Source organism: Cellulomonas sp. KRMCY2, from assembly GCF_000526515.1.
Taxonomy (GTDB): Bacteria; Actinomycetota; Actinomycetes; order Actinomycetales; family Cellulomonadaceae; genus Actinotalea.
Genome location: NZ_JAGF01000001.1, coordinates 4,166,598 through 4,179,100 on the forward strand (window position 1 = coordinate 4,166,598; position 12,503 = coordinate 4,179,100).

General features: G+C 73.1%; 11 protein-coding genes. 2 read left to right on the plus strand and 9 right to left on the minus strand.

What is annotated here, in order from left to right:
* Positions 1-3 precede the first annotated feature (3 nt).
* Both dinB and K415_RS0119600 read right to left on the minus strand, forming a co-directional pair.
* Entirely contained in the window at positions 4-1,269 is a 1,266-nt protein-coding gene (gene dinB / locus K415_RS0119595; protein ID WP_024288723.1) for a DNA polymerase IV, read from the minus strand.
* Positions 1,270-1,279: 10 nt separating this feature from the next.
* Positions 1,280-1,729, minus strand: coding sequence for an SAV_6107 family HEPN domain-containing protein (locus K415_RS0119600; protein ID WP_024288724.1), 450 nt, complete (start codon positions 1,727-1,729; stop codon positions 1,280-1,282).
* An 83-nt stretch (positions 1,730-1,812) separates the two neighbouring features.
* On the opposite strand from K415_RS0119600, the gene K415_RS0119610 reads away from it, so the two are divergent.
* The gene (locus K415_RS0119610) at positions 1,813-2,754 is read left to right on the plus strand and encodes a spermidine synthase (protein ID WP_197024762.1); all 942 of its coding nucleotides are present in this window, start codon (positions 1,813-1,815) and stop codon (positions 2,752-2,754) included.
* A 5-nt stretch (positions 2,755-2,759) separates the two neighbouring features.
* Here K415_RS0119610 and K415_RS0119615 read toward each other — a convergent pair whose 3' ends face one another.
* The 6 genes from K415_RS0119615 to K415_RS0119640 form a co-directional block, all read right to left on the minus strand.
* Complete coding sequence (locus K415_RS0119615) at positions 2,760-2,963, minus strand: cold-shock protein (protein ID WP_024288726.1); 204 nt, start codon at positions 2,961-2,963, stop codon at positions 2,760-2,762.
* Between the two features lie 303 nt (positions 2,964-3,266).
* Positions 3,267-4,598, minus strand: a complete 1,332-nt coding sequence (locus K415_RS0119620; protein ID WP_029664205.1) for a nitrate/nitrite transporter — start codon at positions 4,596-4,598, stop codon at positions 3,267-3,269.
* A 19-nt stretch (positions 4,599-4,617) separates the two neighbouring features.
* The gene (locus K415_RS0119625; RefSeq protein WP_024288728.1) at positions 4,618-5,553 is read right to left on the minus strand and encodes a proteasome assembly chaperone family protein; all 936 of its coding nucleotides are present in this window, start codon (positions 5,551-5,553) and stop codon (positions 4,618-4,620) included.
* Between the two features lie 85 nt (positions 5,554-5,638).
* A complete protein-coding gene (locus tag K415_RS0119630; protein ID WP_024288729.1) occupies positions 5,639-6,079 on the minus strand; it encodes a response regulator in 441 nt (146 codons plus the stop codon).
* Positions 6,076-7,785: a HAMP domain-containing histidine kinase gene (locus K415_RS0119635; protein ID WP_024288730.1), complete on the minus strand. Its 1,710-nt coding sequence runs from the start codon at positions 7,783-7,785 to the stop codon at positions 6,076-6,078. The genes K415_RS0119630 and K415_RS0119635 overlap by 4 nt, the downstream gene beginning before the upstream one ends.
* Positions 7,782-8,975, minus strand: a complete 1,194-nt coding sequence (locus K415_RS0119640) for a PP2C family protein-serine/threonine phosphatase (RefSeq protein WP_024288731.1) — start codon at positions 8,973-8,975, stop codon at positions 7,782-7,784. The genes K415_RS0119635 and K415_RS0119640 overlap by 4 nt, the downstream gene beginning before the upstream one ends.
* A gap of 133 nt (positions 8,976-9,108) precedes the next feature.
* Here K415_RS0119640 and K415_RS0119645 point away from each other — a divergent pair, with 133 nt between their 5' ends.
* Positions 9,109-11,481 carry an AAA family ATPase gene (locus tag K415_RS0119645; protein ID WP_024288732.1) on the plus strand — a complete coding sequence of 791 codons (2,373 nt, stop codon included), beginning with the start codon at positions 9,109-9,111 and terminating at the stop codon, positions 11,479-11,481.
* A gap of 54 nt (positions 11,482-11,535) precedes the next feature.
* Here K415_RS0119645 and K415_RS0119650 read toward each other — a convergent pair whose 3' ends face one another.
* Positions 11,536-12,426, minus strand: coding sequence for a matrixin family metalloprotease (locus K415_RS0119650; RefSeq protein WP_155859535.1), 891 nt, complete (start codon positions 12,424-12,426; stop codon positions 11,536-11,538).
* Between the last annotated feature and the right edge of the window lie 77 nt (positions 12,427-12,503).

A 12,503-nucleotide genomic window follows, 5' to 3' on the forward strand; every position in this document is an offset into this window, starting at 1 on the left:
CGATCAGGATAGTTCCCTGCTGGCGTCCATGGTAGTTGAGGTCTGGACTGCTGGTCCGATCGGTGTACCGGGACGCACCGCCGATGCTCCGAAGCGGTGCCGAACCTCGTCCATGGCCTGCTCGACGCGACGTCTGGCCCCCGCACCGTCGTCGACGGCCTCCTCGAGGGTGAGCTGGCGCGACGCCGCCTCGCTCAGCCCTTCTGCGCGCACGCCGATCAGACGCACCGCCCGACCGCCGAGGTCCGTCGCGCCGAGCAGCTCACGCGCAGCCAGGTAGATCTCCCGGGCAGTGTCCGTCGGCACACCGAGCGTGCGCGAGCGGGTCAGCGTCTGGAAGTCGGCTGTCCGGATCTTGACGCTCACCGTGCGCGCCACGAGACCCTTGCCCCGAAGCTGGCCTCCACAGCGGTCAGCGAGGGCGAGCAGCTGCCTGCCGACCTCGGTGAGATCGGCCGTGTCGACGTCGAAGGTGGTCTCGGCTCCGATGCTCTTCTCCTGCCGCTCCGGGGTGACCGGGCGGGGATCACGACCCCACGCGAGGTCGTGCAGGTGCGCGCCGGCCACCCGGCCGACCGCCCGCTGGACCACTGCCACGTCCGCCTCCGCGAGCTGCGCCACGGTCGTCATCCCCCAGCGCGCCAGCGCCTCCCGGGTCCGCTCACCGACTCCCCACAACGAGCCGACCGGCAACGCGTGCAGGAACTCGACGGTCGCGACGCGCGGGATCAGCAACACACCGTCGGGCTTGGCGAACCCCGAGGCGAGCTTGGCGACGAACTTCGAGCCGGCGATGCCGACCGAGCAGGGCAGACCGATCTCCCGACGGACACGCTCCCGGATCAGTGCCGCGATGACGGACGGCGGGCCGAGCCGCCGTCGCGCGCCCGAGACGTCAAGGAACGCCTCGTCGATGCTGACCGGCTCGATCAGGGCCGTGACCTCACCCAGGAGAGCCATGACGGCCTGCGACGCCGCCCGGTAGGCGCCGTGGTCCGGCGGGATCACGATCGCGTGCGGGCACATCCGCTGGGCCCGGGCCATCGGCATCGCGGAGTGCACCCCGAAGGCACGCGCCTCGTAGGTCGCGGCGAGCACGACCGAGCGCGCCTGACCGCCGACGATCACCGGCCGGCCCTGCAGGTGCGGCCGTCGGGCCAGCTCGACCGAGGCGAAGAAGGCATCCATGTCGACGTGCAGGATGGAGCACCCGTCCTCGTCGGTGCCCCAGTCCCGCCGCAGCCCGGTCGGGGTGATGTTCCGGCTCACCGGAGCCGGCTCATGAGGCGCGCAGCGCCAGGACGCGCCGGCCCGGGTGCCCGGCCTCGCCGAGCCTCGCCCGGATCGCGTCCTGGAAGTCCTCGGCTGCGCTCGCCGTGCGGTCGGCCCGCTCGGGGCCGACGTCCTGCCGACCTGCCTCGACCGCTGATCGCACCGAGGCGCCGTCGGCGAAGTAGGCGGTCCACGCGGCCAGCTCGGGCGCGACGAGGGAGACCATCTCCCAGACGGTACGCGGAGCAGGGCGACGGGTCGGCCGGCCGGTCACCTGCAGCAGGGCAGCCCCCGCGCGGAGCGCCGCCAGGTGGGCGTGCACGAACCGCTCCCCCGGCGAGGACGCGAGCTGGGCCGCGACGAGCTCGGCATCACTGCGCGCGAGGAGCTCGAGCGCCGACGCCGGAACGGGCGCCGCGATCTCGTGGGCCGGTCGGAGTGCTGTCGTCCTGGTCATGGGCCACCTCCGGGACCAGTATCGAACACCTGTTCGACTGTCGTCAAGGCCGACCTGCCGTCCGGCGTCGTAGCCTGTCCCCCATGACCGGACGCCGAGGCCACCCCGCCGTGCCCGGCGGGGTCCGAGGCACCCGGAACGCCGCTCGTCTGCCGCTGCCGCAGGGCCCCGTCCGGATCGCCACCGGGACGGTCGAGATCCTCCGCGACCGGCACGAGCCCCAGTCGGTCACCGTGCTGGTCAACGGGGTGCCGAGCTCGCACCTCGACCTCGACGACCCGACCTGGCTCGAGTTCGAGTACATGCAGCAGATGGCGGTGATGATCCGGCACCTGCCGCCCGGCCCGCTCGACGCCGTCCACCTCGGCGCGGCCGCCTGCGCGTTCCCGCGGTGGCTCGAGGCCGAGCGGCCCGGCTCCCGCCAGCTCGCGGTCGACCTCGACGGCGAGCTCCTCACCCTCGTGCGCACCTGGTTCGACCTGCCGCGTTCACCGCGTCTTCGACTGCGCGCGGGCGAGGCCCGCGAGGTGCTCACTGCCCTGCCCGACGCGAGCGCCGACGTCATCGTCCGGGATGTCTTCGCTGCGGACTCGACACCCCGCCACCTGTGCACCGTGGAGTTCGTCAGCCAGGTCGCGCGGGTGCTCCGGCCCGGTGGGCTCTACCTGGCCAACTGCGCCGACCGCCCGCCGCTGAGCCGCGCTCGCGCGGAGGTCGCCACCGCACGGTCGGTGCTCGGCGACGTCGCGCTGTCGGCCGAGCCCGGCCAGCTCAAGGGGCGCCGCTACGGGAACCTGGTCCTGGCCGGCACACCCGGCGCTGCGGCCGGGGTCGACCTGGACGGCGCGAACCTCGCCAGGATGCTGCGCTCGCTCCCCGTCCCGGTGCGGCTGCTGCACGGCGCCGAGCTCGACGAGTTCGCCGGTCGCGCGCGCCCGCTGCACGACCCCAGCGCGACCCCGGAGGACTCCGACGACGAGGCCGCGCCCCCGACCGGGGACGCGGCCTCGTACCGAGGTCGGTGAACCGCTCAGAGCGGGCGCACGTTCTCGGCCTGCGGACCCTTGGGGCCCTGGGTGATCTCGAACTCGACCCGCTGGGCCTCGTCGAGCGAGCGGTAGCCCTGGGTCTCGATGGCCGAGTAGTGCACGAAGACGTCGGCGCCGCCGTCGTCCTGGGCGATGAAGCCGAAGCCCTTCTCGGCGTTGAACCACTTCACTGATCCCTGCGCCATGCTGTTCCTGTCCTTCTGTCCACCCGGGGGGACGTTGCAGACCGGGCCCTGCGCCCGGTCCCCGTGCCGCAATGGGTCACCCACGCCTGCCCAGGGCGGAACCCGGCGAACAGGTCATGGCGGGGGCGGTGTCACCACCTGCCCCGCAGCCACTCGCAAGCCTTCACTGCAACAGGGCCCGAGTCTGGCACGGGGACGACGCGTCGCGCCATAGTCAACAACTCGGTCCGCAGGCCGTCTGCAGGGCCCTGACCTGCACGTCGGCCCGATGTGGCGACGCCGCAGGACGGCACGCGTCGGCGGTCAGCCGTCCGACGCCCGGCCGTTGCGGCGGCGAGCCAGGGCGTCCCGCAGCGGTGGCACCACGACGCCGTCGGCGCGCATCGCGCGGCGGGTGCTCCGCCGGCTGACCAGGATGCCGACTACGCCCACGAGCCAGGGCACCGCCAGGACGGCGAACGCGGGCCGGAAGGCCGCCAGCGAGAGCGGTGCAGCGCCGCCGTCGACGGCGAGGTCCAGCACGACGCCCACGGCCAGGATCGAGAGCACCGCGGCACTGAACCCGCCGACGTTGACCAGTCCGGTCGCGGTACCGAGTCGCTCCGACGGGTTGAAGGTCCGGGCGAAGTCCATGCCGACGAGCCCGACGCTCCCGCCCACGCCGAGCACGACGACGAGCACCGCCAGGAGCCACAGCGGGCTGCGCCCGGTGGGCACCAGCACGGCGGCCCAGGCACCGGCGGTCGCGATCGCCGTGCCCAGCACGATCCAGGACCGGCGCAACGGATGCCGCGCCGTGAGGATCCCGATCACCGGACCGCTGACCATGGACGCCAGGACGCTGACCGACAGCAGCCCGCCGGCCTGGGCGGGAGTGAGCCCCTGCGCGACAGTCAGGAACGGGAAGCCCCAGAGCAGGGCGAAGACCGAGGCCGAGAACTGGCTCACGCTGTGGCTCCAGAAGCCCAGCCACGAGCCAGGGGTGCGCACGGCGGCACGCAACGGCGCGACCAGGCCGGCCGAGACGCCGGCGCGCTCACGCCCGGGCGGCTGGTCGCGCACACCCGTCCAGGCGAGCAGGGCGGCCAGCACCCCGACCGCGGCCAGCCCGACGAACGCGGACGTCCACCCGGCCTCGTGCAGCACCAGCACGAGCGGCACTGCCGCGGCGAGCTGGCCGATCTGACCCAGCAGGCCGGTCACCTGGGTGTAGAGCGGGATCCGGCGCAGGGGGAACCACTCGACGACCAGCCGGATCACCGAGATGAAGGTGGCCGCGTCCCCTGCACCGATCAGGACACGCGCGACGAAGGCCAGCGGGATGTCGTCGACGACGCCGAGCAGCAGCTGACCGGTCGCCATGAGCAGCGCCCCGGTCGTGATGAGCACACGGGAGCCGAACCGGTCGAGCAGCACACCCATCGGCACCTGGAGCGCCGCGTACACGGCGACCTGGACCACGACGAAGGCGGAGAGCGCGGTGGCACCGACGTCGAAACGGCTGACGGCCTCGACGCCCACGACACCGAAGGAGCTGCGGTGCAGCACAGCCACTGCGTAGGCCGCGAGAGCCGCCGCCCAGACGAGGTACGCGCGTCGGCTCGCCGCTGCGCCGACGAGCGGCGCCCGACTCACCAGCCGGCCGGAGGTGCGGTCATCCGGGACCGTCGCCACCCTGCTGCTGGGCGAGGAACCGCTCGAACTCGGCACCGAGCTCGTCGGCGGTCGGCAGGTTCCTGGTGTCGGCCAGCAGGTTCGTGCGGCCGATCGACCGCGAGAACGTGTCGTACTGCTCCTCGAGGGCCGCGACGACAGCACCGATCTCGGCCGAGCCCTCGACCTGCCGCTCGATCTCCGCAGTGGCCTGCGCGGCGGCCGGCTCGAGCGCGGCCGGGTCCAGGTCGAGACCTGTCGCACGCTGGACGTTCTCGAGCGCGACCAGGGATGCCTGCGGGTAGCTCGTCTGCGCCAGGTAGTGCGGCACGTGCACCGCGAAGCCCATCGCGTCGTGTCCCCAGTGACCGAGCCGGTACTCGAGCACGGCGCTCGCACTGGCCGGGACCTGAACGGTGCCGAACCACGAGACGTGGTCGGCGATCAGGTCGGGTCGGGTGCCGTGCGCCGTCACACCGAGCGGCCGGGTGTGCGGTGCGCCCATCGGGATGCCGTGCACGCCGACCGTCAGCGGGACGTCGAAGCGCTCGACGATCTGCCGGACGGCCGCGACGTAGAGCTCCCACTGGACGTCCGGCTCGAGCCCGTGCAGCAGCAGGAACGGCACGCCCTCCCCGTCGCGCAGGACGTCGACGGCCAGGCTCGGCTCGTCGTAGTCGCTCCACGTCGCGGCGTCGAACGTCATCGTCGGGCGACGGGAGCGGTAGTCGAGCAGCTGGTCGACGTCGAACGTGGCGAGCCGGGTCGCGTCGAAGTGCTCGGTGAGGTGGTCGGCAGCGACCTGGCCGGCAGCGCCGGCGTCGACGAATCCCCGGACCATGTGCAGCAGCATCGGGCCGCCGCCGGCAGCCGTGCGCTCGGACAGCTCCCGTGCGACGTCCTCGTCGACCGTGTAGATCTCGCTCGGGTCCCGCATGACGCCTCCGCCTCTTCCCCGCTCACCGTGCCCGGTCCTCAGTCCGCCACAACATCCGTCGTCGGCCCGGCATTCCGCGCCGGGCTCAGTGTGCGGGCAGGCGCACCACGGAGACGAAGAAGTCGTCGATCTGTCGCACCACGTCGATGAAGCGCTGGAAGTCGACCGGCTTGGTCACATACGCGTTCGCGTGCAGCGAGTAGCTGCGCAGCACGTCCTCCTCGGCCTCCGACGTCGTCAGCACGACGACCGGGATCCGGCGGAGCTCCTGGTCGGACTTCATCGCCGCCAGGACCTCACGTCCGTCCATCCTGGGCAGGTTGAGGTCGAGCAGGACCAGGTCGGGCGTCGGTACGTCGCCGTACGGACCCTCCTTGCGCAGGTACGCCATGGCCTTGACCCCGTCGCTGACGACGGCGAGGCGGTTGGCGACCTTGTTCTCCGCGAACGCCTCGCGGGTCATCAGGACGTCGCCCGGGTCGTCCTCGACGAGCAGCACATCGATCGCCTTCTGCGTCATGGTCATCTCGCTCCGTCCTGACGACCGCGCTGGGCGGGCGTCTCATCCTGGTGATCCTCGTCGCCGTCCTGGTGTTCCTCATCGCCGTCCGTGCCGGGCACCGCTGCGGGCAGGGTCCAGCGGATCGTCGTACCCACCTCGGCGGTGCCGTCGATCCAGATGTCGCCGCCGTGGTACTCGACGATCTTCTTGCACAGCGCCAGTCCGATGCCGGTGCCCTCGTAGACGTCCTTGGCGTGCAGCCGCTGGAAGATGACAAACACCCGTTCGGCGTACTGCGGGTCGATCCCGATGCCGTTGTCGTGGCAGGCGATCTCCCACTGCTGCCCCACCGGCCGGGCATCGATGCGCACCTGCGGCGGGCGGGCGGGGTCGCGGAACTTCAGGGCGTTGGCGATCAGGTTGGTCAGCAGCTGGTGGAGCAGCGGCTCCTCGCCCCGCACGTCCGGCAGGTCGACGGCCGTGATGACGGCTCCGGTCGCGTCGATCGCCTCGCGCAGGTCGTCGGTCACCCGGGCGGCGACCGCGCCGAGGTCGACGTCGGACAGCTCGCCGCCGACCCGCCCGACCCGTGAGAAGCCCAGCAGGTCGTTGATCAGACGCTGCATGCGCTTGGCGCCGTCGACCGCGAAGCCGATGTACTGGTCCGCCCGCTCGTCGAGCTGGCCCTCGTAGCGCTTGGCGAGCAGCTGCGTGAAGCTGGCGACCTTGCGCAGCGGCTCCTGCAGGTCGTGCGAGGCCACGTACGCGAACTGCTCGAGATCCCGGTTGGACCGCCGAAGGTCCTCCGTCTGCTCCTCCAGGAGTGCGTTGGCGACCTCGAGCTCGGCGCGGGCCGCTGTCGCGTCGGCGACCAGGCGGGCGAGGCGCTCGCGCATCTGCTCGACGTCGCGCGCGACGTCACCGACCTCGCCGGGACCGGCGTCGACGACCTGGTGCGCCAGGTCGCCACCGGCGACGGTGCGGGCATCGGCGGCGAGCACCGCCAAGGGGCCGGTGACCCAGCGACGCAGGAAGACCCACAGACCGGACCCGGCCGCCACGGCCGAGACCGCGAGGATGCCGAGCGCGAAGGTGAGCACCGTCACCGAACGCCGCAGGTCCTCCAGGGCGGCGTCACGACCGGCCGAGAGACCCGCGCCGTACTGCGCGAGGACGACCTGCAGCTCGTCGAACAGCGACTGACCGGCCGCGATCGTCTCCGGGGGCACCGAGCCGGCTCCCTCGGCCTCGACCAGGTCGATCACCGGCAGCGCGAACTCCGAGTACCAGCGCCGGGCCGCCTCAGCCGCCCGCGCGCGCGCCGTCAGGACGCCGTCGGACGAGCCGAACTGCTCCTCGAGCAGCGCTGTGACATCGACCCCCGCCTGCGGATCGCTCTGCCCGCCCTGCCCGCTCTGCCCGCTCTCCTCGCCCTGGGCGACCAGGTCGTCGAAGCCCTCGAGGCTCGCCGGGTCACCGGTCAGGGCGTACCCGCGCACGGCCGCCTCGGCGTCGGCGAGTGCCGCGGACGCCCGGTCCGACTCCGTGATGGCCTCGAAGTAGACCTCGACCACGACCTCCTGCCGGTCACGGACGACCGCGAGCGACCAGAGCGCCCCGCCGAGCACGACAGTCAGGGCGATGCCCGCGGCGATCAGCCCGACCCGCAGGCGACGGCGCAGCGACGTGCGCGCAGAATGGGCGGCCCGGGCGGCGGCCGTCGGGCTCACTGCATGTCCCCCGACCAGCCGAGCACCACCAGGGCTGTGTCGTCGACGAGGTTGCCGCCGTGCCGTGCGGTCACGGCGCCCAGGATCCGGTCGACGAGGTTCGGCTCGCCGTCGCCACGCGGCGAGCCGGGCGCGCCGTCGAGCTCGAGCTGATCCTCCATGACGCGCTGCAGACCCTCTTCGCCGAGCCGGGAGCTGCCGTCGTCGACAGTCGTCTCGAGCACCCCGTCGGTGACCATGATCACCCGCCAGCTGTCGCCGAGCTCGACGCGTTCGGGTTGCCAGCCGCCCAGCACCGGGATACCGAGAGCCCGGCCGCGTCGCGCGGTGGGCAGGACGACCGTCGGCCGGCCGAGCAGGAACGGGGCGGGGTGGCCGCACAGGTACAGGTCCATCGACCGGCGGTCCGGCGCGACGATGACCATCACGAGGGTCGCGAAGATCTCGGGCCGGCCTCGTTCGGCGGTCAGGATCTGCTCGACGACGTCCAGGATCCGGGCAGCCGGCAGACCGGCGAGCACCGACGTCCGCCAGGCCGTGCGCAGCGTCGCGCCCAGGGCCGCCTCGTCGGGCCCGTGACCTGCGACGTCACCGACGACCGCGGCGACCGAGCCGTCGTCGCGTTCGACGACGTCGTAGAAGTCGCCACCGAGCAGACCGTCGCGTCCGGCACGGTAGCCGACGAGGACCTCGAGCGACCCGTCACCGACGAGGGGCGTCGGCAGCAGAGCGCGCTCGAGCCGGGTGGTCTCGTAGTCCCGCACCTGGGCCCGGTACAGCTCCCGGTCCTGGGCCTCCGACCGCCGACGCTCGATCGCGTACTGCACCGACCGGACCAGCAGCTCGGCGCCGACCTCGCCCTTGACCAGGTAGTCCTGCGCACCGGCCGCGACCGCCCGCAGCCCCTGCCCGGTGTCCGCCATGCCGGTGAACACGACGACAGCGGGGCCCGGGGCGGCTCGCAGGATCCGGCCGAGCGCCGCGGTGCCGCTCGCATCGGGCAGGCCGAGGTCGAGCAGCACGCAGTCCACGTCGAGCATGCCGACCGCCTCGTCGACGGTCCGCGCCCTGCGCAGGTCGACCGGGGTGTCCGAGTCGGCGAACAGCTCGGACACCAGCAGTGCGTCACCGTCGTCGTCCTCGACCAGCAGAACGCTGATCGTGCGCGGGTTGATCTCGTGATAGGGCACTGGCCACCTTTCGCTGCACCGGGTCCGATAGTAGGGCGCGGGCCCACGGCTCGCCCGCGCATGGTCACGAGGACGGTCAGGAACGCGGATAATGGACGGTCGATCGCGCACGACGTCCGACCGAGGGGGACAAGTGGCAGGCAGACGGGCCCAGCTACGCGTCGAGCAGTCAGCGGTCGACATCCGGTACGACCGCCTGGACGTGCTCCGCGCCCAGATCGCCGCCCGGCTCGCCCGGGTTCGCAGGGTCGGCCCGTCGGGTTCCCCGCAGAACCGGTCGGAGCGGGACGCGTTCGCGACCCTGTACGAGGACCGGCTCGCCCAGCTCGACGCGGTCGAGCAGCGTCTGTGCTTCGGACGCCTCGACCTGGACGACGGGGCGACCCGCTACATCGGGCGGATCGGCCTGACCGACGCCGAGCACACCTCGCTGCTGACCGACTGGCGCGCACCGGCCGCGCAGGCCTTCTACCGCGCGACGGCAGCACAGCCCGACGGCGTCGTCCGACGTCGCCATCTGGTGACCCGCGGCCGCACCGTGACCGGGCTCGAGGACGAGGTCCTGGATCTCGCGGCCCTCGCGAAGGACGGCGAGGCCACCGCGCCCGTGCTGACCGGCCTGTCCGGTGAGGGTGCGCTGCTCGCAGCGCTCGCCGCCGGGCGGACCGGGCGGATGGGCGACATCGTCGCGACGATCCAGGCGGAGCAGGACGCGATCATCCGCGACGGTCTTGCCGGCGCACTGGTCGTGCAGGGTGGCCCCGGGACGGGCAAGACGGCTGTCGCCCTGCACCGCGCGGCCTACCTCCTGTACGCGCACCGGCGACTCCTCGAGCGGTCCGGCGTCCTGCTGCTCGGACCGAGCCACACGTTCCTGCGCTACATCGACCAGGTGCTGCCGTCGCTCGGCGAGACCGGCGTGGTCACAGCGACGATCGCCGACCTGCTGCCCGGCCTGACGGCCGAGGGCATCGAGCCCGACCACGTCGCCGAGATCAAGGGCCGACCGGCGATGGCCCAGGTCGTGGCGCGCGCGGTGCGCCAGCGGCAACGTGTCCCGGGCGCCCCGGTCGACATCCGCCTGGACGGCTACCTGGTCACGGTCCGGCCGGACGACGTCGCGGAGGCCATCGCACGCGCGCGCCGGACCGGACGCCCGCACAACCTCGCCCGGGTGGCCTTCGTCCGCGAGATGCTCGGACGGCTCGCCGCGCAGTACGTCAACCAGCTCGGCTACCCGGTTCCCCCGGAGGACCGGGCGGACGTCGTCGAGGAGCTGCGAACCACGCGCGAGGTGAAGATCGCCCTGAACCTGGCGTGGATGCCGCTGACCCCTGAACGACTCATCGGGGACCTGCTGACCAAGCCCGAACGCCTCGCAGCGGCCGCGACCGATCTCACCGCGGCGGAGCGTGGCGCGCTGCTGCGCCCCCGCGGCAGTGCGTGGACCCCGGCGGACGTACCTCTGCTCGACGAGGCCGCCGAGCTGCTCGGCGAGGACGACCAGGCCGAGCTCGCGCAGGCCGCTGAGAACGCCCGGAACCGCGCAGACGAGCTCGACTTCGCCCGCCAGGTCCTGAGCTCGGCCGGAACCGGCCGTGGGCTGGTCAGCGCCGAGCTCCTCGCCGAGCGGTTCGCCCACTCCGGGCCGCGTCTGACCACCGCCGAGCGGGCTGCGGCCGACCGTGCCTGGACGTACGCGCACATCGTCGTCGACGAGGCCCAGGAGCTCTCCCCGATGGCGTGGCGCATGCTGCTGCGACGCTGCCCGACCCGCTCGATGACGATCGTCGGTGACGTCGCGCAGACAGCTGCACCCGGCGGGGCGCGGCGCTGGGACACCATGCTGGACCCGGTGCTGCGCAGCTCGTGGCGCCTCGCCGAGCTCACCGTCAACTACCGGACGCCCGCCGAGGTCGCCCGGACGGCGCAACGGGTCGCGTCCGCGGCCGGCCTGCCGGTCAGCGACCTGACCTCGGCGCGTGAGGTCGACGGCTCGCTGCAGGTCCGGACCGTCGATCCCCACGCCGTGGTGGACCAGGTCGTCCAGGAGGTCGTCGAGGCGCTCCGCAGGCTCGGCAGGACCGGTGCCCCCGCGGACGGGGCGTCGGCCACCAGCGCGACGTACGACGTCGACGACGTGACGCACCCGGCCGAGACCGAACCCCCCGCCGAGGCCGGTCGGCTCGCGGTGATCGCCGGTGCGTCCCGCGTGGTCGAGCTCCACGCGGCCCTCACCGCCCACGGTCTGGGCGAGCACCTGCGCCCGCACGGCTCGTCGATCCTCGACGCGCGTCTCGCCGTGATGACGGCGCGGGAGAGCAAGGGACTGGAGTTCGACGCCGTCGTGCTCGTGGAGCCCGCCGAGATCGGGCTGGTGTCCGCGGGCGACCTGTACGTCGCCATGACGCGACCCACCCAGTCGCTGCGCGTCGTGACCAGCGCCCCGCTGCCGGCCGGCTTCGAGCCGGACGACGGGGACGACGACGGGTCCGGGCAGGCCTGACCGGGATTCTCGAGATCCTGACCGGGAGCTGACCGACCGCGGCGCGGCCCGGCCTCACTCCTCGCAGGCCACCTGGCCGAGCAGCGCGAGCCCCTGGAGGTCGCCCGGGCCCAGATCGGTCCTGGTCGAGGTGATCGGGTGCATGAGCTCGTCCGGGTCCGCGACGTGGTCGAGGCCCAGCACGTGCGCGAGCTCGTGCACCACGATGGCCCGCGCCTGCTGGTAGCCGTCGGCGCGCACCAGCATCGCGTTCAGGTCGGCCGTGTCCAGCGCGAGCCGGCCGGCCGCGAGCCAGGTCCCGGTCCGATCGGCACCTGGTACGGCCGCCGAACCGCCCACGCCGGCCACCGCGCCGGCGAGCTCGGGCAGCTCACCCTCGTCCGACCAGGCGATCAGGACCGGCGCCCAGCCGTCGCCGTACCGATCGGGCTGGATGATCGCGCGATCCATGGCAGGCGCCTCGTCGGTCGTCCCGGCAGCGACGATCATGATCCCGCTGGCAGCGGACACGATCGCGACGGCATCGTCGACGAGCGCCTGGCCGACGCTCGGCATCCCGTCCGGACGCACGACGTACCGGACCGGCCGGCACGGGTCGTAGCCCACCGGTGACCCGTCGTCCAGCGTGTGCAGGAAGACGTACGAACCGGTCGTGGCGGCCTCGACGACGGGCAGCAGGCGACCGTCGGACGCGTCGGGGCGCGGCACGGCGACAGCACGGCCGTCCACCTCGACGTAGGCGCGAGGATGCGCGAGGTCGGCGAGCTCCCAGCCGGTCGAGCGCAGAGCCGCACCGCCGCCGACCGCGAGCGCGACGACGACCCCGAGCCCGACGACGGCCCGCGGCACCTCGCGCCGACCCGGCGCCGTCGCCCGCGCGGCGGCGCGGTCCATCTGCCGCAGCAGCCGTCGGCTGCGTCGGTGCTCCCGCCGTGGGTGACTCACCCCTGCAGTGTGGCAGTGCTGGGGATCGTCCCGCCTGTCGGTCGCGTTTTGGCTGCAGCGCACCGGAGGGCCACCAT